Origin of the sequence: Christiangramia aestuarii, assembly GCF_009735585.1 — a bacterium.
Classification (GTDB): domain Bacteria; phylum Bacteroidota; class Bacteroidia; order Flavobacteriales; family Flavobacteriaceae; genus Christiangramia; species Christiangramia aestuarii.
Window position 1 is genome coordinate 114459 of the sequence record NZ_VJVW01000003.1, and the last position, 17963, is coordinate 132421.

The following is a 17963-nucleotide window of genomic DNA, read 5'->3' on the forward strand; positions in this document are numbered from 1 at the left end:
ATCCTGAAATTATGCGTACCTTAAAGTAATCAATCATTTACATCATGAATATTAAAATCCACATCATCGCATGGATGGGGTTAATGGCTTCTTTATTGAGCCTGTCCTGTTCCATAAACGGAGGTAGACCAGACGATATAGAGATCGTTGACCTCAGGATCAATCATTTTCAGCAAACCGGTTTTGGACTTAGACCCCAACTGGTTTATCAGATACAGGAATCGGGGGAGATAGGAGGGGACGCCTGGAAGTTTCATTACGACGAGATCGAGGGCTTTAATTACGAGCCTGGTTATGTCTACGACCTCAGGGCAAGTAAATTGATCGATGCCAATCCTCCGCAAGATGCAAGCGCTATCAAATATATATTGCTTAAAGTTAGGTCTAAACAAAAGGTAGCTGAAGGCGAAAATTTTGATATAAAACTGAAATTCGGAGGTGAGAATTTCGTGACCCGTGACGGGGTGAAAAACTTTTTGCTGGATCGATATGAGATCGATTGTGATATTTTATGCACAGATCTTGATGATTACCTGGAAAACAATCCGGAGGTGACCGGGACTTTCGTTCACCAGCCGGATAGGGTTTTAAAACTTATGTCTTTAAGGTAAATATTTATTCTTTTTCCAGAAGGGCCATATAGAAGCCATCATATCCACTTTCGCTGGAGAGTATCACCTTTTCCTTCATTAACCTGAAGGGTTTTCCCGCTTCGGTCTTTAGGAATTTCTGTACCTGCTTTTGATTCTCTGAAGGTAAAATAGAACAGGTGGCATAAACCAGTTTCCCACCTTCTTTAACGATTCTGGAATATTGCTCTAGGATCTCAAGCTGAGTCTTTCTTATTCTGTCTAAAAATTCAGGGTCCAGTTTCCATTTGGCATCCGGGTTTCGGCTAAGGACTCCAAGACCACTACAGGGAGCATCGATTAATACCCGGTCTGCCGAGTTATATAGTTTCTTGATGACCTTAGTGGAATCTATGCTCCTGGTCTCAACATTATGTGCTCCGGCACGTTTAGCCCTTCGTTTTAATTCTTTTAGTTTGTTGCCGTATATGTCCAGCGCGATGATCTGGCCTTTATTTTCCATTAAAGCTGCCAGGTGAAGTGTTTTTCCACCGGCTCCGGCACAGGTATCAACTACACGCATGCCAGGTTTGACATCCAGAAATTCAGCAACTCTTTGGGAGCTCGCATCCTGAACTTCAAAAAGTCCATTTTGGAATGCCTTGGTTTTAAAAATATTGGCACGTTCCTTAAGCACGAGTGCCTCAGGATAATTTCTAAGATTTGAAGTTTCTATGCCTTCCTCGCTTAAAACCTGGGCCAGTTCCTTGGGATTGGTCTTTAACTTGTTCGCTCTAATCACCACCGGAGCCTGTTCGTTTAAGGCATGTAATTCTTTGGTCCAGACCTTTTCTCCCAGTTCTTCTTCACCAAGTTTATCCATCCAGTCTGGGACCGACTCACGGAATTTTCTGATCCTGCTTAACTCGTCGAATCTTCCTTTGATACGTCTTTCAGGTGTTTTTTCGAATTGTGGCCAGTCTGGAATGGTGATCCCCCTTAGTACACACCAAACGGCGAACATCCTGAAAAGATCTTCCCTTTTATAGGGCTCCTTAACTTCAGCGATCTCGGCATAAAGCCTTTTCCATCTTACGATATCATAAGTGGTTTCAGCAATAAAACTACGATCCCGGGATCCCCAGCGCTTATCACGCTTCAAGGTCTTTTCGATCACCTTGTCGGCATAATTTCCTTCGTTAAAGATTTCGGCTAAAGCATCAATGGTAGCAAAAACAAGATTCCTGTGTAGGCGCATAAAATTTCTTTAAAGCTGCAAAGTTACGTTTTTTTGAAACGGATTAATTTATATTTGACTCAAATTCTGAACATGAAAAAATTAAGTTTTTTATTGATTTTACTGGCTTTTGCCTGCAAGAATGACCCAAAGAAAGAAGAAGTAAACACGGCAGAACCAAAGGTTTTTGAATCGGTTGAAGTAGAGGTTTTGTTGCAGGATGATTCCCTGAGTGTACGTGCCATTGAAATCATAGGAAAGAACCTGGCTTTTGCCGGAAATAACGGAAATTACGGTTTATACAATGCTGCAAATGACAGCTGGAAAACAAATGTTCAGAAATTCGATAGCATCAGCCCGGAGTTTCGGGCGGTAGGAAGTACTTCCAATGACTTTTTCATGTTAAGTGTTGCTAATCCTGCACTTTTATATAAAACAGGCGATGATGGAAATATGGAGTTGGTTTATAAGGAGGAAGATGAAAAGGTATTTTATGATGCCATGGCTTTCTGGAACGACCTAGAAGGAATTGCGATGGGAGATCCTACAGATTCCTGTATCTCTATTATTCTTACCAGGGATGGTGGCAAAACTTGGAAAAAAATAGACTGTGAGAACTTGCCTGAAGCTGCTGAAGGAGAGGCTGCTTTCGCTGCCAGTAATTCGAATATCGCCATTGAAGGTGAACATACCTGGATACTTACCGGTGGCACTAAATCACGAATATTGTATTCACCAGATAAAGGAAAGAGCTGGAAGGTGTATGATACACCCTTATTACAGGGCGAACCTACGACCGGAGGATATAGTATGGATTTTTATGATGAGGAGAGAGGAGTGATCATAGGTGGAGATTATACCAATCCTGAAGGCAATTCAGGGAATAAAGCGGTAACCCTCGATGGCGGTAAAACCTGGCAGCTTATTGCCGATGGAAAGGATCCCGGTTATAAAAGTTCAGTAAGGTTCGTACCCGGTTCTAAGGGCAACGGATTGGTAGCGGTAGGATTTACCGGAATAGAATACAGCCCTGATTTTGGAGACTCCTGGAAAAAACTTTCTGATGAAGGCTTCTATTCCATCAGATTTCTCAATGATTCCACTGCCTTTGCAGCAGGGAAGGGCAGGATCGCCAGATTGAGATTTCGCTAAAAAATAAAACTCCGACAGTTTAAGCTGCCGGAGTTTTAACTACTAACTAACCAAAAAACTAAACATGAATAGTTGACTATTCACTACTATCAACGCCTTTCTGCTCTCTTTTGGAGCGGTATTCTTTTATAAGTTTTTTATGGAACTCATCTTCAAGTTCGTGCAGTTTGATAATGTCCTTGGCGGAAATTATCTGCTTAAGGTCTTTAAATAGCTGCTTTTTAATTTTATACTCCGCGCTTTCTACCGAAAGAAACTCGTCCAGTAAATTCTCGGCCTCGTTCTCGCTCATACATTCCACATTCTTGAGCTCTACGTGTTCACGTTTATGCAGCTCACGTCTTTGCTCTTCATATTTATTATAAATAGGCCAGAACTTTGCAGCCGTTTGTTCATCCAGTTTTAGTTCCTGGGTGAAGTAAGCGACTTTTAAAGCTTTAATGCGTTCACGCTTTTCATCACGTTCTTCCTGGGCCTGGGTCTGGAAAACCGTGAAAAGAACAAGTAGAGTAAATGCTATCTTTTTCATGCTATTCAAATATATAGGTCGGGTCTTCAATATTTTCGTCAAGGTAATCGAATACCGCTTCAGAATCTACATTATTAAAATCCTCCTCATAGATTAGCCTGGCATCATCGAACATCAGGTCTGAATATTCAGTGGTGTTCCATTCCATATAGCTCATATTGTAATCTTCATCGAAGTAATCTTCAATTTCGGTAATCTCAACATCATCCCAGCCTAAATTTTGCGGCTGTTCAGCCTGGAAGAAATTACCGAGCATTAAAACGAAAATTGCAGCAATGGCAGCTGCGTAATACAGGTATTCTTTTTTAAATAAGCTAACAACTTTCGAAGGCCGGTTAGTCTTTGAAAGGATCTGCTCCTCTAAAGTATCAAAATATCCTTCAGGTACAGTAAAACCACTGCCCATGTCGGGAAGATCTGCCTTGTTTTCGGCATCTATTCTCCGCATGAGTTTGTCTTCAAGGCTGCTGAAATAATCATCAGGAACCTTAAAGCCGGGTTTTGATTGATATTTTGGACTATTGGGTTTCATTGTTTATTTGACTTTCTAAATTCAGAAAGGTTTAATTTGACTTTAAATATTCTTCAATTTTCTTCGAGGCTATATGGTAGGAAGCCTTTAAGGCTCCTTCACTGGTTTCCAGGATTTCTGCCATTTCCCGGTACTTTAACTCCTCAAAATATTTCATATTAAAGACCTGCTGCTGCTTGTCTGGCAGGCTTGCGATCGCCTTTTGTAGTTTTAGCTGTATTTCGTCTCCTTCAAAATATACATCGCTTTGCAGGTTATCTATGATCAGATCCTGTAATTCTTCAGAAGTTATCTGCAATCTTCTGGCCTTTTTATTCAGGAAGGTAATAGATTCGTTGGTGGCAATGCGGTACATCCAGCTATATAACTTGCTGTCGCCCTTGAACTGGTCTATATTGCGATAGACTTTCAAAAAAGTGTTCTGTAGAACATCGTCTGCGTCGTCGTGGCTTTTTACCATGTTCCTGATGTGCCAGTAGAGTCTTTCCTTGTAATCGGATATAAGTTCCCTGAAAGCTTCCTGCGAAGTGGAGCTATCCTGTAGTCTTTTTACAAACTGAAATTCCTTGTTTGCCAAAATGGTCACTTATTTTCTGAAACGGGGATAAAGGTATAGAAAAGCTTTCAACAGTATAAATCAAATTTACGAACTTCATAGTGTAGGAAATAGCCAGAGCTATCATAAAATATATCCGATGAAAAGCATTTTAAATCAGATAAAAGGCTCAAAATTCTTGGTAAATGATTAAAATTTTATAAATTTACCACCAGAATGATTTAATCTTTTTTTGCCCCAAACAAAAATGAAATTGAATCGCATTATTTTCATTTGCCCCAAAGTGGAAATAATTTCAATAAAAAATGGATGGTAATTTACCATCCATTTTTTTATTTAATAAAGTTTGAAATCTAATCGAATGACTGCATTTCTACCAGCTTCTTATAAGTTCCGTTCGAGGATATAAGTTCCTGATGTTTTCCCTGTTCCACGATCTCTCCTCTTTGCATTACCACGATATTATCGGCATTTTGAATGGTAGAAAGCCTGTGCGCGATCACCACCGAGGTCCTGTTTTTCATCATGTTCTCCAGGGCTTTCTGCACCAGTTTTTCACTTTCGGTATCCAGGGCAGAAGTAGCCTCATCCAGGATCATCACCGGCGGATTCTTTAATACGGCCCTGGCGATAGATAAACGCTGTTTCTGGCCACCGCTCAGTTTATTACCACTATCACCAATATTGGTATCCAGGCCTTCAGGAAGGTCCTTTACAAATTCCCAGGCGTTGGCGATCTTTAGCGCGTCAATAATCTCTTCATCTGTAGCATCATCTTTACCTAAAGAAACATTATTCCTAATAGTGTCGTTGAACAAAATTGAATCCTGGGTGACCAGTCCCATCAGGTCTCTTAAAGATGCCTTGGTCATATGGCGTATATCGGTACCGTCGATCTTAATTGCCCCATCGTTCACGTCGTAAAACCTGGTAAGTAAATTGGCAATCGTTGATTTCCCGGAGCCTGACTGGCCTACCAGGGCAACAGTTTGCCCCTTAGGAACCCTAATGCTGAAATTTTTCAGGACCTTTTCCTCTTCGTAACTGAAGTTTATATTTTCCACGCTTATTTCAGAATCGAAGCTTTTCTTTTCTATTGCGCCGGGTGCATCGGTGATGCTGGAGGGAGTTTCCAGGACAGAAAGTATCCTTTCAGCAGCTGCGTCTCCTTTCTTTACACTATAAGTAGCTTTAGAGATCTGTTTCGCCGGGGTTAGGATATTATAAGCCAGCCCAAGGAAAGCTATAAAGGTAGCCGCATCCAGGGTTTGATCTACCAAAACCATGTTCCCTCCAAACCAGAGAATGACCACGATCACGAAGATCCCAAGGAATTCACTGGTAGGGGAGGCCAGGTTCTGCCGGTTAATCAACTTGTTGAGGATATGATTAAGGCGGTTCGTAGATTCCTGGAACCTCGCATAGAATTTAGATTCAGCATTAAATCCCTTCACGATCTTTAAACTGGAAAGCGTTTCTTCTACGATACTCAGGAAATGGCCGTTTTCTTCCTGCGCCAGGTTGGATTGTTTTTTCAGCTGTTTGCCTATCAAAGAAATTATAAATCCAGAAATAGGTAAAAATATAAAAACAAAAAGGGTGAGCTTGGCGCTCATTAATAACATCGCGATAATGGTGAACAGGATGGTAAGCGGTTCCCGAACTATAAGCTCGAGGATGGAAAGGAAGGAGGTTTGAACCTCGTTCACATCTGCCGTGATCCTTGATATCGTGTCACCTTTCTTTTTTTCAGAAAAATAAGATACCGGTAAGCTAAGTATCTTCTTATACATTGCATCGCGAAGATCTCTCAAAACCCCGTTACGCAAAAATGTAAGAAAGAAGGAACTCAGGTAACCAAAAAAGTTCTTCAGGAAGAACAGTAACACCACGATGCCGCAAATAAAGACAAGAGCGGCGACTTCGTCCTGGTTCACCCTCTGGGTAACCTCGTAATTAAAATAATCTGTCACATAATCCTTCATACCGCCCAGGCCGTCCCAGACCGGTTTTTTGGAAACTCTTTTGGTTTCGTCAAAAAGCACCTGTATCACCGGGATTAGCGCGATGAACGAAAGGGTACTAAAGATCGCGTAAAGGATGTTGCAAATAATGTTCAGGATCGCAAAACGTTTATACGGAATTGCGAATTGAAGTATTTTCCGAAAATAGGTCATTTAGTTATAGCTTAGCCCAGTTGTAATTCCTCTCTAATCCGGGCAATTTTATCACTCAATTCCTGGTCTTTTTGTTCAAAGTTTTCCACGGAATCCAGTTCGGTATTTACGCTGATGTAGAACTTTATCTTCGGTTCGGTACCGCTTGGCCTTGCCGCAATCTTGGTTCCGTTCTCGGTATAATAAATGAGGACATTAGATTTTGGGATATCCAGAACGTGCTCGGTATGATCCTGTACATTCCTGGCTACAGAAGATTTATAATCTTCTACCAGGACCACTTTTTCGCCATCGATCTCTTCCCATGGATCTTCACGAAGATCTATAAGCATTTGCTTGATCTCTTTTTCACCTTCGATACCTTTTTTCACTAATGAAATAAGTTCTTCTTTGTATAGGCCGTATTCTGTGTATAACTGAAGTAACTGTTTGTAAAGGGAACTTCCTTTGTCCTTCAAACTGGCAGCGATCTCGCAGGCCAGTAGAGTAGCGGTCACCGCATCCTTATCCCTTACAAAATCACCTACCATATAACCGAAACTTTCTTCACCACCTCCAATAAAGTCAAGTTCTGGGTGGTCCTTGATTAGTTTTGCGATCCATTTGAATCCTGTAAGCACTTCCATATACCTAACGCCATAAGCTTCGGTAAGATTTTTAAGCATAGGCGTGGAGACGATGGTAGACGCCACAAATTCCTTGCCTTTGATCTTTCCCTGCCTTTTCCATTCTTCCAGCAGGAACCAGGTCATTACCAGCATGGTTTGGTTTCCGTTCAAAAGAATCATTTCTCCGTTCAGGTCTCTTACGGCTACCCCTAGACGGTCACAGTCGGGATCTGTTCCAATCACGATATCCGCATTTTCTTTATCGGCGATTTGCAGGGCCATTTTTAATGCTTCTGGTTCCTCCGGGTTGGGGGATTCTACAGTTGGGAAGTTTCCGTTTGGTTTTCTTTGTTCCTCTACGATATGCACATTAATGAATCCCGCTTTCTCAAGAACTTCTGGAACCATGGTAATAGAGGTTCCGTGGAGAGAAGTAAATACGATCTTCAGGTTTTTCCTGGTACTTGCCGAAGTGTCAAAACTTCCGTTCTCTACAGATCTTTCAGCGAAGACCTTATCAACTTCAGTATCTATTTGTTCAATTAATTCTTCATTTGCATCAAAATTAATTGCTGAATATTCAAGGTTGTTGATGGTTTCTATTAATTCTGCGTCCTGTGGTGGTACCAGCTGGCCTCCATCTTCCCAGTAAACCTTATAACCGTTATATTCCGGAGGGTTATGGCTGGCCGTTAGCACAATCCCACATTGGCAGTCCAGGTGCTTTACAGCAAAAGATAGTTCTGGCGTGGGTCTTAATTCTGAAAATAAAAAGACCTTGATCCCATTGGCTGAAAATACATCGGCTACTACTTTTGCCAGTTGCTGGCTGTTATTCCTGCAATCGTAAGCGATGGCTACTTTAAGGTTTTTTCCAGGAAATGATCTTTTAAGGTAATCTGAAAGTCCCTGTGTATTTTTTCCAAGGGTATATTTATTGATGCGGTTGGTACCCACACCCATTACCCCGCGCATTCCGCCAGTTCCGAATTCAGCATTTTTATAAAAGCTTTCTTCGAGCTCTTTTGGGTTTTCGTCGATCAGTTTTTTGATCTCAGATTTTGTTTTTTCATCAAATATATCGGTAAGCCATGACTCGGCTTTCTGAAGAATTTCAGGTTTGATAGTAGCCATAATTAGATTGTTTTGCTAAGCAAAAATAATGATTAAAACCAGAAAGGGCCTAAATATTAGGCGTGGTTTTCTTTATTAGGTAGCGTTCCTTATCTCTTTTGGATCTCAGAATTAGTTCGCCTAAAAAGCCGGCAAGAAAAAACTGGGTTCCAATTACCATTACGATAAGTGCGATATAGAACCAGGGGTTATCTACAACGAGAATATTGGGAATGCCATGATAGAGTTTATAAAGTTTTGAAAGGCCTATCCAGCCGGCGGTCACGAATCCTATAATGAACATTAGTACCCCCAGTGCTCCGAACAAATGCATAGGTCTTCTGCCGAATTTAGAAAGGAACCAAATGCTTATAAGGTCCAGAAATCCGTAAATGAACCTGTTTACACCGAATTTGGTGGTACCATATTTTCTAGCCTGGTGCTGGACTTCTTTTTCGGTGATCCTGTAAAATCCGGCATTTTTGGCCAGTACGGGAATATACCTGTGCATTTCTCCATACACGTCTATATTCTTGATCACGTCCTTTCTATAGGCTTTTAACCCGCAATTGAAATCATGGAGTTTTACCCCAGAAGTTTTCCTTGCTGCTGCATTAAATAGTTTTGAAGGCAGGTTTTTAGTAAGAACATTGTCATATCGTTTCTTTTTCCATCCAGAAACCAGGTCGTTTCCCTCTTTAATGATCATATCGTAAAGCTCCGGTATTTCTTCCGGATTATCCTGTAGATCGGCATCCATGGTGATCACCACATCGCCTTCGGCTTTTAAGAATCCTGCATGCAGGGCCTGTGATTTTCCGTAGTTACGGTTAAACCTGATGCCTTTTACCTGTTCGTCATTTTCAGAAAGAGCCTCTATGGTCCTCCAGGAACCATCTGTACTACCATCATCTATAAAAATGATCTCATAGGAAAAGGAATTGGATCGTAAAACCTTTACGATCCAATTATATAGTTCTACTAAAGATTGTTCTTCGTTAAGTAGTGGTATGACAACCGATACCTGCATGAATTTATGCGTTTGTTGTGTCTTTTTCCCTAAAAATTAATGCAATTATAAGCCCAATAATCGAGAAAATCACCAATTGTACGGCCAGACTGATCAAAATATTCTTCAGGGAAAAGAAGTTCTCTTCCTCCATTTTTCCCATGGCCTCATTAATTTGAGCCTCGGTCATCCCAAACTTTTCGAACATTTCAGCCTGTTTTTCCATGGTCAATTCTTTAACAGTGTTTGCTGCCTCTGGATCTATAAGGTTGAAAAGTAAAACACTAAAAACCACAGAAATTACAAGGCCTATTACAACGGTTAAAAAATAGGAGGAAAAAGCTTCCTTGAAACTAAAAAGACCGGTATTGAATTTTTTGGCCTTACTAACCGCCATGATGCTAAGCACCAGAATGATAATGTAAATAGAAATGTTATAATACCATTCAGTCATTAAGGAAATGTCGAAGGCATATACCAGTACGGTGATTAAGATTAAAGCAAGACCTAGGTAAAGTCCATAGCTGGAGGCAAGTTTTTTGGTTGATTGTTCCATTTTAAATTGAAGTTTGATTAGTTTAGCGGTTAGTAATCAAATATAGGAAAACGTTACAATCTAAATTCAGGAAAAAGTTTTTTGAATTTTGTTTGTAGTTGAGAAGTTATTAATTAAATTTGCACCTCGAAAATTAAAAGAATCAAAGCGATGAAGCAGGGAATCCATCCGGAAAATTATAGACTGGTAGCTTTTAAAGATATGTCTAACGATGACGTATTCATTACCAAGTCCACAGCAAAGACAAAAGAAACTATCGAAGTTGACGGAACTGAGTACCCGTTGATAAAACTGGAAATTTCCAGAACTTCTCACCCATACTACACAGGGCAGACTAAGCTTGTGGATAGTGCAGGTAGAATTGACAAGTTCAAGAACAAATACGCAAAATTCAAGAAAAAGTAATTTTTCCTGTTTTTACAAAATATATAAAGCCGCGTAATAGCGGCTTTTTTTGTTCAGCTTTTTTGGCTGGATACTTTAATCTTTTTTGGGAACTATTAAATTTGACAAAATTTAAAGAACGATGAATTATATTCTTTTTGATGGTGAAGTGAGAAAGGAGCTTTTGCCATTCACCTTTACAAGGCCGGTGGCAGATATCAGGATCGGTATCCTGAGCATTCGTGAAAAATGGGAAAAGTTACTCTCTGCAGAGACTTCGACTAAAACAGAAGATTACCTTAGCGGGAAGTGGCCTCAACAGCTTGAAAAAGAGAATATATTTATCAATTCAACTTTTATTCCTACAGGAGAACTGGCAGAGAAGGTGAAGAACCTGAAACCCGGGGAAAAGCTAGTTTCTGGAGATGAGCTTATAGCTTATTTTGCAGGGGATGGAGGAGAGCCAGACCTGGAATCTTTAAAGGAAGTTAGGTTTGACCAGGAAATTCTAAAACTATCTCATACCTGGGAGATATTTTCTAAAAACGATAAGGCCATTGCGCTGGATTTTGAGATACTTACCAAAGAAAGAGAATCTCAGAAAATAGATGCTTCCAATTTCGTAAAGGCAGAAGAGAATATTTTTATCGAGGAAGGTGCGGTTGTAGAAAACTGTTCCTTGAATGCTTCAGCCGGCCCCATCTATATTGGCAAAAATGCAACTATTATGGAAGGTTCCCTCATTCGCGGGCCTTTTGCGATTTGTGAGGGCGCCACGGTGAAAATGGGCGCTAAGATCTACGGTGCCACTACCATCGGGCCTTTTTGCAAGGTAGGAGGGGAAGTGAACAATTCGGTCTTGTTCCAGAATTCTAATAAAGGGCACGAAGGCTTTCTTGGTAATTCGGTGCTCGGTGAATGGTGTAATATTGGGGCAGACACCAATAATTCTAACCTTAAGAATAATTATGCCGAAGTTAGGCTTTGGAACTACAATACCGAAAACTTTGCAAGGACAGGTCTGCAATTCTGTGGGTTAATTATGGGAGACCACAGTAAATGCGGGATTAATACCATGTTTAATACCGGAACAGTAATAGGGGTTAGTGCCAATATCTTTGGAAGCGGCTTCCCTCGAAATTTTGTCCCAGGATTTAGCTGGGGAGGAAGCGCCGGTACCAGTACCTATAAACTAGAAAAGGCCCTGGAAACTGCAGAAATAGTCATGAAACGACGAAATACAGAGCTTTCACAGGAAGATAGGGATATCCTGCAGCATGTTTTCGATTTTTCCGCTAAATGGAGAAGAGACTAAAGGCTTAACACCAGGATCACCACCGCCAGGCTTATAAAAAGCAGCGCCGAGATCATCAGGACCTTGCGATGCTTTTTTTTATGCTCTTTGTTGATGTTCAAGAGGAATTCCTCGAGGTCTTCTTCGGTTAGACGGCTTCTTTCCAGGATTCGGGAAGTGTTATCCCGACCGGGGTTAAAATCGTTGGAAAGCTTAGAGTTGCTATGATGCGCGTTCGACTCTAGTTGAAATGCAGCATCGTTAGTGCTCCCAAAATTCATGATATTTCAATTATAAAAGTGGGATAAGGTACGAAAAAAAGCAGTCGCTGGTTCTAACTTTCACATTATCTAAACATTACAATTGGATAAGGATTTTACAGAAAGCTTTTTAGTTGGTATCTTTGCAGCCCGAATCCGGGAAGTGGATCTTAAATGAAGGAATATGAAGGCTAAAAAAGTCGCATTTTACACGCTTGGTTGTAAGCTTAATTTTTCTGAAACATCAACCATAGCTAGGTCTTTCGAGAATGAAGGCTTTGAGAGGGTAGAGTTTTCTGAAAAAGCAGATATCTATGTGATCAACACCTGTTCGGTTACAGAAAATGCCGATAAGCGTTTTAAAACGATCGTAAGGCAGGCACAAAAGGTTAATGAAAATGCCTTTATGATCGCCGTGGGATGTTATGCGCAGTTGAAACCGGAAGAACTGGCTGCAGTAGATGGTGTAGACCTGGTGTTGGGAGCAACCGAAAAATTTAAGATCACAGATTATCTGAATGACCTTACCAAGAACGATTTTGGGGAGGTTCATTCCTGCGAGATCAATGAAGCCGATTTCTATGTTGGTTCGTACTCTATTGGTGACCGCACCCGTGCGTTTTTAAAGGTGCAGGATGGATGTGATTATAAATGTACCTATTGTACGATCCCTCTGGCCCGTGGAATTTCCAGAAGTGATAAACTGGAGAATGTACTGAAAAACGCCGCGGAGATCTCTGAGCAAGGCATCAAGGAGATCGTACTTACCGGGGTGAATATCGGGGATTATGGGAAGGGTGAGTTCGGAAATAAAAAACATGAGCATACCTTCCTGGACCTGGTGAAAGCCCTCGATGAAGTAGAAGGAATAGAAAGACTGAGGATCTCATCTATTGAGCCTAATCTATTGAAAAATGACACCATAGATTTTGTTTCCCAGAGCAGGACCTTTGTTCCTCATTTCCATATTCCGTTGCAGAGTGGAAGTGACGAGATCCTGAAGCTAATGAGAAGAAGGTATATGAGCGATCTCTATGTAGACAGGGTAAAAAGGATACGGGAAGTGATGCCTAATGCCTGTATAGGGGTGGATGTGATCGTTGGATTCCCCGGCGAAACCGAGGAACATTTCCTTGAAACCTATAATTTCCTGAATCAACTGAATATTTCTTACCTGCACGTTTTCACCTATTCTGAAAGGGATAATACTCCGGCAGCAGAAATGGAAGGGGTGGTTCCTTTGAAAGTAAGGAAAAAGAGAAGCAAAATGCTTCGAGGTCTTTCAGCTAAGAAAAGAAGGGCTTTTTATGAAAGTCAGCTGGGAAATACGGCTACTGTTCTTTTCGAAGGAGAAAACAAGGAAGGCTATATTCACGGGTTTACTGAAAACTACGTAAAAGTGAAGGCGCCCTGGAATCCTAATAAAGTAAATACACTTCAAAAGATCAGGCTAAGCGAGATTGATGAAGACGGTCTGGTAAGATTCGAGGAACTACCGGAGCCCGTAAGTGTTTAAATATTGATCCCTACCGGAAGGAGGTCCTTATATTTCCTCCGGTTTTTTCTTATGAATCCTGCGATCTCAGGACTGGTAGGTACCACGCTTATATTTCTTTCTTTGATCTCTGCGAGCACCGCTTTGATAAAATCTTCACGGCGATCTTCGGTATCATCTGGCATTCTAAGTTTGGTTAGGAATATCTTTCTCTCCTGCTGGGAATATTCAATTACTGCCAGTTCATCGTTAATGCGGGTTTCGAATTGTCTTAGAAACTCATTGTCGGTAATATTTAAATCTTCATTGCTCATTTCTTCCTTTTTTTTAATTCATGGGAACTTCAATAAGAAGAACTTTAGAATTGGTTTTGAATTCCAAGGATACGGTAGAGGTATCCCAGATTCCTGCGGCATCGCGCCTTTTTAGGAGGTTTCCATCCACTTCGGCTTCACCCTCAATCAAGAAGATATATACGCCGTGGGCTTCATTCTTCAATTTATAATCAATTTTCCTGCCAGCCTCAAAATCACCTAAATGCAAATAGGCCTGCTGATTGATGTATAAAGCATTTTCAGATCGGTCAGATTTCGGGGAAACTATATTAATAAGCTTGTTGTTTTCCAGAAGCTCTGAAAAATCCTTCTGGTCATATCTCGGTTCCAACCCGTTTTGTTCGGGGAAGATCCAGATCTGTAGCATATTGAGCTCTTCCTTGGAAGAATTGAACTCGCTGTGCTCAACCCCGGTTCCTGCGCTCATTACCTGAACTTCTCCAGCCGTGATCACTTTGGTATGATCCATAGAGTCCTTATGTCTTATCTCTCCTTTGAGGGGAATGGAGATAATTTCCATATTTTGGTGCGGATGGGTTCCAAAGCCCATACCAGCCTGTACATAATCATCATTAAGTACTCTTAAAAGTCCGAATTGTACCTTTTTCGGGTCGAAAAAATTTGCAAAACTGAAAGAATAATTTGCTTTAAGCCATCCGTAATTTGCAGTACCCCGCGAGTTTGCAGGATGTAATATTTTTTCCATTTTTTATGGGTTGGTAAATTTGAAAGTCAAGTATTATGCAGTAATTTTGATTGTTAAATTTACGATTAAAACCTAGTATTCTTTGTTATACGCATGTTAAAATGAAAGAGAAGGAGGAGCTTATACATATCTACTTTATGCCGGGAATGGCAGCTGGTCCTTCTATTTTTGAATACATTTCTCTGCCTGAAGCCAAGTTCAAGGTTCATTTGCTGGAATGGGAAATTCCCAATAAAGATGAAAGCCTTGAAGATTATGCGAAAAGGATGGTTAATTATGTGAAACATGAGAATCCGGTTTTGATTGGCGTTTCTTTTGGCGGGGTAATTGTACAGGAAATGGCAAAGTTCCTGGATCTTAAAAGGCTTATCATAATTTCCAGTGTTAAATGTACCGATGAATTACCGCCGAGAATGAAGTTCGCTTCAAAAACCGGTCTTTTTAAACTGATCCCTACCGGCCTGGCCGATTATGTGGATTATTTTGAAAAAATTGCAGTGGGAGAGTTCTTGCAGAAAAGAGCCAAGCTTTACAAGCAATACATTTCTATCACAGATAAGCAATACCTGAACTGGGCCATAAAGAATATGGTGAACTGGAAATGCGAAAAGCCCGATGAAAAGATTATCCATATTCATGGAGATAAGGATGAAGTCTTTCCAATAAAAAATATTAAGAATGCGATAATCGTAAATGGAGGAACCCATATCATGATCATTAACAGGTTCCGCTGGTTCAATGAGAATTTACCGGAATTGATCATTTCTGGTAAAATGAAGAAGAAAAAAAAGATAAAACAGATTAATTGAAAGCTATGAAGATTTTAAAAAGCGCGGTGTTATTAGTGGGATTATTTACTATTTGCGCAGTTAGTATAAATGCGGTGCAGCAGGAAGATGGAGGTTCTGCCGGAAAAACCAAGATGGAGAAGGATGATACCAATAAAAGCGTAGCAGACTCTTATAAGATACAGGCATTGCCAATGCCCGAAAACCTGGAATTTGCCGGGGAAGAAGTACCTTTAGAAGATCCAGATATTTATGAAAGAATGGATCGGGAACTACTGGTAAATACCTACTGGCAGTCTAATGCCCTTTTGCTGATGAAAAGGGCAAACAAGTATTTTCCGGTGATCGAGCCAATTCTTGAAAAAGAAGGTGTGCCCGATGATTTTAAATACCTGGCGGTGATCGAAAGTGGTCTAACCCAGGCCGTTTCCCCGGCAAGAGCCGTGGGATTCTGGCAGATCATGGAAGGTACAGGAAAGGATTATGGTCTTGAGATCAATGATAATGTAGATGAAAGGTATCATATTGAAAAATCTACCCGTGTAGCCGCCGATTATCTGAAAAAGGCTAAAGAACGTTTTGGTTCCTGGACCCTGGCTGCGGCTTCTTATAACGCGGGACAGTATGGTGTAGACAAACAGTTGGACAGGCAAAAAGTTGGGGATTATTACGATCTTTTGCTGGGTGAAGAGACAGGGCGTTATGTTTTCAGGATCCTGGCGCTAAAGGAAATCATGAATCATCCCCAGAAATACGGCTTCAATTTCGATAAAGAAGACCTTTATAAGCATATTCCGGTAGAAAAGGTGAAGGTAGATACGGTGGTAAAGGATTTTCCTGATTTTGCCGCTAAGTTTGGTATTAACTACAAAACTTTAAAGATTCATAACCCATGGTTAAGGGATGATCATTTAAAGAATGCTTCTAGAAAAGTATACTATATAGATATTCCGAAAGAAGGTTATTATCCGGAAGTGAATTAATAACTATTCAGTTATCACATTGTCTGCATATACCTCGTTGAAGGAATTTACCAGGTTTTTAGAGATACTGGTTTCCAGGGCGATGTAATTTTCACGATAAGCGGTTTCCTCTTCTGTATGTAGGGGAGGGAATACGCTTCTTCTTATATCCATGATCTTTTTAGTCCCTGAAAGCAGGAAGCAGGTGGGGAGGCCCAGGGAATGCTTTAGTTGTTTCACAACATAAGCTCCATTATTCTGACTTTCATCAACGTATACGATAGAGATATCTGAGGAGAATTTTTCCGCGAGCTTTTTTACCTTGTCCCGTTTATCCCAGAAAAGTACCACAAAATCTACCTGATCCCTATATTCCGAAGCTAGTTCGTTAAGGGCCGGGACCTCTCCTTTACTGGGTATGCACCAGGAGGCATAGGTAATTAGAAATACAGGTTTTTTGAAATCGTAAAGCTGAACCTCTTTCTTTTTAAGGTTCCTGAATTTGAAGTTATCCATATAGGAGCCTTCAAGATGTGTGCTGGTGAAATCCTCAAAAAGTTCCCTGCCTTTTTCATAATCGTTAAAACGATAGGCCAGGTCTGCTTTCCTATTATAGTCTGATAGGTGGAAGAATAATTCCTCTGAGAAATAAGTTTTTTCCTTTAGCTCTTGCTGAGAAAATACTGTAGGGCCGATAAGGAGAAAAACTAATAATAGTTTTTTCATGTAATTTTTGGGGCTGGTTTTGTCAAAAGTATATCAGCCTTTTCTTACAAGAAAAATATTTCGTTAAAGTGCCTATATTCTAGTTAAAGCGACTTTTGTTCTTAAATTGTTAATAACGCAGATCTTAGATCTTTTTCATCTGCTCCTTCATCATGCGTATCTGGTCGTTCATCATACCATGCTTATCCAGCTTTTTAGCCTCATTCAAAAGGGTAGTGGCTTCTCTTTTTCTACGCTTGGTCATTGCGATCCCGGCAAGGTTAAGTTTGGCCATGGCCAGGTCGTGATCCATGGAAAGGCCAAGTTTTAAAGCCCTCTTAAAGAATTTTTCAGCCTGGGTGATATTGGTCTGGGAAACCATGAGTCCGTGAAGATACCAGTAGTAACCCTGTTGTTTTTGTACCAGGGCTTTTTCAGGATCCTTGATCTTGTCCAGCCATTTCTTGGCTCCGGTAAAATCCTGTTTCCTAAGGCGTAAAAAGGCCAGCAGGATCATTTCGTTTTTAAAATATAGGAATATAAATATACCCGAGAGTAATAACAGGAAAATCCCGTTTCCAATTTCACCTTCGATGAATTGCCAGATCGCAGTTGCTATTAATAATCCGGCCAGTACTAATTTGATATTCTTATTGAACATTTCTATCTTGATTTTCCAGGCGGCAAAGGTAATAAAAACAATTAAAAATTATTTTAATTTAGTATTTGCAGTACTTAAAAAGCTTTGTATATTTGCACGCAGTTTTATAGACAGACAAAACGAATTACAGAAGATAAAAGATATTCACAATGAAAAGAACGTTTCAACCATCTAAAAGGAAAAGAAAAAATAAGCACGGATTCAGGGAGCGTATGGCTAGTGCTAACGGAAGAAAAGTCCTTGCTCGAAGAAGAGCTAAAGGAAGAAAGAAACTATCTGTATCTTCTGAAAACAGACATAAACACTAATGAATCACGGTGTTCGAAATAATTAAG

General features: G+C 40.4%; 21 protein-coding genes. 8 read left to right on the forward strand and 13 right to left on the reverse strand.

All coding sequences use genetic code 11. The annotated features are described in order from the left end of the window. Positions 1–44: 44 nt before the first annotated feature. Positions 45–611 (forward strand): DUF4377 domain-containing protein, encoded by a 567-nt coding sequence (locus FLP08_RS08365; protein WP_156275879.1) that lies wholly within the window; start codon positions 45–47, stop codon positions 609–611. A gap of 4 nt (positions 612–615) precedes the next feature. Here the strand turns inward: FLP08_RS08365 and FLP08_RS08370 are convergent, their stop codons facing one another. Further along, positions 616–1827, reverse strand: a complete 1212-nt coding sequence (locus FLP08_RS08370; protein WP_156275881.1) for an RsmB/NOP family class I SAM-dependent RNA methyltransferase — start codon at positions 1825–1827, stop codon at positions 616–618. Positions 1828–1899: 72 nt separating this feature from the next. On the opposite strand from FLP08_RS08370, the gene FLP08_RS08375 reads away from it, so the two are divergent. Then, the gene (locus tag FLP08_RS08375; RefSeq protein ID WP_156275883.1) at positions 1900–2958 is read left to right on the forward strand and encodes a WD40/YVTN/BNR-like repeat-containing protein; all 1059 of its coding nucleotides are present in this window, start codon (positions 1900–1902) and stop codon (positions 2956–2958) included. 76 nt (positions 2959–3034) lie between these two features. Here the strand turns inward: FLP08_RS08375 and FLP08_RS08380 are convergent, their stop codons facing one another. From FLP08_RS08380 to FLP08_RS08410, 7 genes are all read right to left on the reverse strand, one after another. After that, positions 3035–3487, reverse strand: coding sequence for a hypothetical protein (locus FLP08_RS08380; protein WP_156275885.1), 453 nt, complete (start codon positions 3485–3487; stop codon positions 3035–3037). A gap of 1 nt (position 3488) precedes the next feature. Further along, positions 3489–4019 (reverse strand): hypothetical protein, encoded by a 531-nt coding sequence (locus tag FLP08_RS08385; protein WP_156275887.1) that lies wholly within the window; start codon positions 4017–4019, stop codon positions 3489–3491. A gap of 31 nt (positions 4020–4050) precedes the next feature. Further along, the gene (locus tag FLP08_RS08390; protein ID WP_156275889.1) at positions 4051–4596 is read right to left on the reverse strand and encodes an RNA polymerase sigma factor; all 546 of its coding nucleotides are present in this window, start codon (positions 4594–4596) and stop codon (positions 4051–4053) included. 332 nt (positions 4597–4928) lie between these two features. Then, positions 4929–6752, reverse strand: coding sequence for an ABC transporter ATP-binding protein (locus FLP08_RS08395; protein WP_156275890.1), 1824 nt, complete (start codon positions 6750–6752; stop codon positions 4929–4931). Between the two features lie 11 nt (positions 6753–6763). Next, positions 6764–8494 carry a phospho-sugar mutase gene (locus FLP08_RS08400; protein WP_156275891.1) on the reverse strand — a complete coding sequence of 577 codons (1731 nt, stop codon included), beginning with the start codon at positions 8492–8494 and terminating at the stop codon, positions 6764–6766. Between the two features lie 49 nt (positions 8495–8543). After that, on the reverse strand, positions 8544–9503 hold the full coding sequence (locus FLP08_RS08405) for a glycosyltransferase family 2 protein (RefSeq protein WP_156275892.1): 960 nt from the start codon (positions 9501–9503) through the stop codon (positions 8544–8546). Between the two features lie 4 nt (positions 9504–9507). Then, positions 9508–10038, reverse strand: a complete 531-nt coding sequence (locus tag FLP08_RS08410; RefSeq protein WP_156275893.1) for a DUF4199 domain-containing protein — start codon at positions 10036–10038, stop codon at positions 9508–9510. Positions 10039–10188: 150 nt separating this feature from the next. On the opposite strand from FLP08_RS08410, the gene FLP08_RS08415 reads away from it, so the two are divergent. Continuing rightward, positions 10189–10443, forward strand: coding sequence for a type B 50S ribosomal protein L31 (locus FLP08_RS08415; protein WP_156275895.1), 255 nt, complete (start codon positions 10189–10191; stop codon positions 10441–10443). Positions 10444–10564: 121 nt separating this feature from the next. Next, complete coding sequence (locus FLP08_RS08420) at positions 10565–11737, forward strand: GlmU family protein (protein ID WP_156275897.1); 1173 nt, start codon at positions 10565–10567, stop codon at positions 11735–11737. On the opposite strand, the gene FLP08_RS08425 is transcribed toward FLP08_RS08420, so the two are convergent. Next, positions 11734–11997, reverse strand: a complete 264-nt coding sequence (locus tag FLP08_RS08425) for a hypothetical protein (RefSeq protein WP_156275899.1) — start codon at positions 11995–11997, stop codon at positions 11734–11736. The two genes, FLP08_RS08420 and FLP08_RS08425, sit on opposite strands and share 4 nt — an antisense overlap. A 163-nt stretch (positions 11998–12160) precedes the next feature. On the opposite strand from FLP08_RS08425, the gene mtaB reads away from it, so the two are divergent. Beyond that, positions 12161–13492, forward strand: a complete 1332-nt coding sequence (gene mtaB / locus FLP08_RS08430) for a tRNA (N(6)-L-threonylcarbamoyladenosine(37)-C(2))-methylthiotransferase MtaB (protein WP_156275901.1) — start codon at positions 12161–12163, stop codon at positions 13490–13492. Here the strand turns inward: mtaB and FLP08_RS08435 are convergent. Together FLP08_RS08435 and FLP08_RS08440 are read right to left on the reverse strand one after the other, a co-directional pair. Beyond that, a complete protein-coding gene (locus FLP08_RS08435) occupies positions 13489–13785 on the reverse strand; it encodes an N-acetyltransferase (protein ID WP_156275903.1) in 297 nt (98 codons plus the stop codon). The genes mtaB and FLP08_RS08435 overlap by 4 nt on opposite strands. Before the next feature lie 13 nt (positions 13786–13798). Beyond that, positions 13799–14512, reverse strand: coding sequence for a pirin family protein (locus tag FLP08_RS08440; protein WP_156275905.1), 714 nt, complete (start codon positions 14510–14512; stop codon positions 13799–13801). Positions 14513–14613: 101 nt separating this feature from the next. Between FLP08_RS08440 and FLP08_RS08445 the strand changes: the two genes are divergently transcribed. Beyond that, a complete protein-coding gene (locus FLP08_RS08445; protein WP_156275907.1) occupies positions 14614–15321 on the forward strand; it encodes an alpha/beta hydrolase family protein in 708 nt (235 codons plus the stop codon). A gap of 5 nt (positions 15322–15326) precedes the next feature. Beyond that, entirely contained in the window at positions 15327–16283 is a 957-nt protein-coding gene (locus FLP08_RS08450; RefSeq protein WP_156275909.1) for a lytic transglycosylase domain-containing protein, read from the forward strand. A 3-nt stretch (positions 16284–16286) separates the two neighbouring features. Here the strand turns inward: FLP08_RS08450 and FLP08_RS08455 are convergent, their stop codons facing one another. Together FLP08_RS08455 and FLP08_RS08460 are read right to left on the reverse strand one after the other, a co-directional pair. Further along, the gene (locus FLP08_RS08455; RefSeq protein ID WP_156275911.1) at positions 16287–16988 is read right to left on the reverse strand and encodes a TlpA family protein disulfide reductase; all 702 of its coding nucleotides are present in this window, start codon (positions 16986–16988) and stop codon (positions 16287–16289) included. 124 nt (positions 16989–17112) lie between these two features. After that, on the reverse strand, positions 17113–17628 hold the full coding sequence (locus tag FLP08_RS08460; protein ID WP_156275913.1) for a tetratricopeptide repeat protein: 516 nt from the start codon (positions 17626–17628) through the stop codon (positions 17113–17115). 149 nt (positions 17629–17777) lie between these two features. On the opposite strand from FLP08_RS08460, the gene rpmH reads away from it, so the two are divergent. Then, positions 17778–17936 (forward strand): 50S ribosomal protein L34, encoded by a 159-nt coding sequence (rpmH, locus tag FLP08_RS08465; RefSeq protein WP_011708966.1) that lies wholly within the window; start codon positions 17778–17780, stop codon positions 17934–17936. Positions 17937–17963: the final 27 nt, after the last annotated feature.

What these genes read in the sequence shown, in the direction of transcription:
- FLP08_RS08410 (WP_156275893.1), bottom strand. Translation starts at nt 10,038, where the DNA reads ATGGAACAATCAACCAAAAAACTTGCCTCCAGCTATGGACTTTACCTA.
- FLP08_RS08365 (WP_156275879.1), top strand. Translation starts at nt 45, where the DNA reads ATGAATATTAAAATCCACATCATCGCATGGATGGGGTTAATGGCTTCT.
- FLP08_RS08395 (WP_156275890.1), bottom strand. Translation starts at nt 6,752, where the DNA reads ATGACCTATTTTCGGAAAATACTTCAATTCGCAATTCCGTATAAACGT.
- FLP08_RS08455 (WP_156275911.1), bottom strand. Translation starts at nt 16,988, where the DNA reads ATGAAAAAACTATTATTAGTTTTTCTCCTTATCGGCCCTACAGTATTT.
- FLP08_RS08460 (WP_156275913.1), bottom strand. Translation starts at nt 17,628, where the DNA reads ATGTTCAATAAGAATATCAAATTAGTACTGGCCGGATTATTAATAGCA.
- FLP08_RS08400 (WP_156275891.1), bottom strand. Translation starts at nt 8,494, where the DNA reads ATGGCTACTATCAAACCTGAAATTCTTCAGAAAGCCGAGTCATGGCTT.
- FLP08_RS08440 (WP_156275905.1), bottom strand. Translation starts at nt 14,512, where the DNA reads ATGGAAAAAATATTACATCCTGCAAACTCGCGGGGTACTGCAAATTAC.
- FLP08_RS08375 (WP_156275883.1), top strand. Translation starts at nt 1,900, where the DNA reads ATGAAAAAATTAAGTTTTTTATTGATTTTACTGGCTTTTGCCTGCAAG.
- rpmH (WP_011708966.1), top strand. Translation starts at nt 17,778, where the DNA reads ATGAAAAGAACGTTTCAACCATCTAAAAGGAAAAGAAAAAATAAGCAC.
- FLP08_RS08405 (WP_156275892.1), bottom strand. Translation starts at nt 9,503, where the DNA reads ATGCAGGTATCGGTTGTCATACCACTACTTAACGAAGAACAATCTTTA.
- FLP08_RS08435 (WP_156275903.1), bottom strand. Translation starts at nt 13,785, where the DNA reads ATGAGCAATGAAGATTTAAATATTACCGACAATGAGTTTCTAAGACAA.
- mtaB (WP_156275901.1), top strand. Translation starts at nt 12,161, where the DNA reads ATGAAGGCTAAAAAAGTCGCATTTTACACGCTTGGTTGTAAGCTTAAT.
- FLP08_RS08445 (WP_156275907.1), top strand. Translation starts at nt 14,614, where the DNA reads ATGAAAGAGAAGGAGGAGCTTATACATATCTACTTTATGCCGGGAATG.
- FLP08_RS08415 (WP_156275895.1), top strand. Translation starts at nt 10,189, where the DNA reads ATGAAGCAGGGAATCCATCCGGAAAATTATAGACTGGTAGCTTTTAAA.
- FLP08_RS08425 (WP_156275899.1), bottom strand. Translation starts at nt 11,997, where the DNA reads ATGAATTTTGGGAGCACTAACGATGCTGCATTTCAACTAGAGTCGAAC.
- FLP08_RS08420 (WP_156275897.1), top strand. Translation starts at nt 10,565, where the DNA reads ATGAATTATATTCTTTTTGATGGTGAAGTGAGAAAGGAGCTTTTGCCA.
- FLP08_RS08370 (WP_156275881.1), bottom strand. Translation starts at nt 1,827, where the DNA reads ATGCGCCTACACAGGAATCTTGTTTTTGCTACCATTGATGCTTTAGCC.
- FLP08_RS08450 (WP_156275909.1), top strand. Translation starts at nt 15,327, where the DNA reads ATGAAGATTTTAAAAAGCGCGGTGTTATTAGTGGGATTATTTACTATT.
- FLP08_RS08385 (WP_156275887.1), bottom strand. Translation starts at nt 4,019, where the DNA reads ATGAAACCCAATAGTCCAAAATATCAATCAAAACCCGGCTTTAAGGTT.
- FLP08_RS08380 (WP_156275885.1), bottom strand. Translation starts at nt 3,487, where the DNA reads ATGAAAAAGATAGCATTTACTCTACTTGTTCTTTTCACGGTTTTCCAG.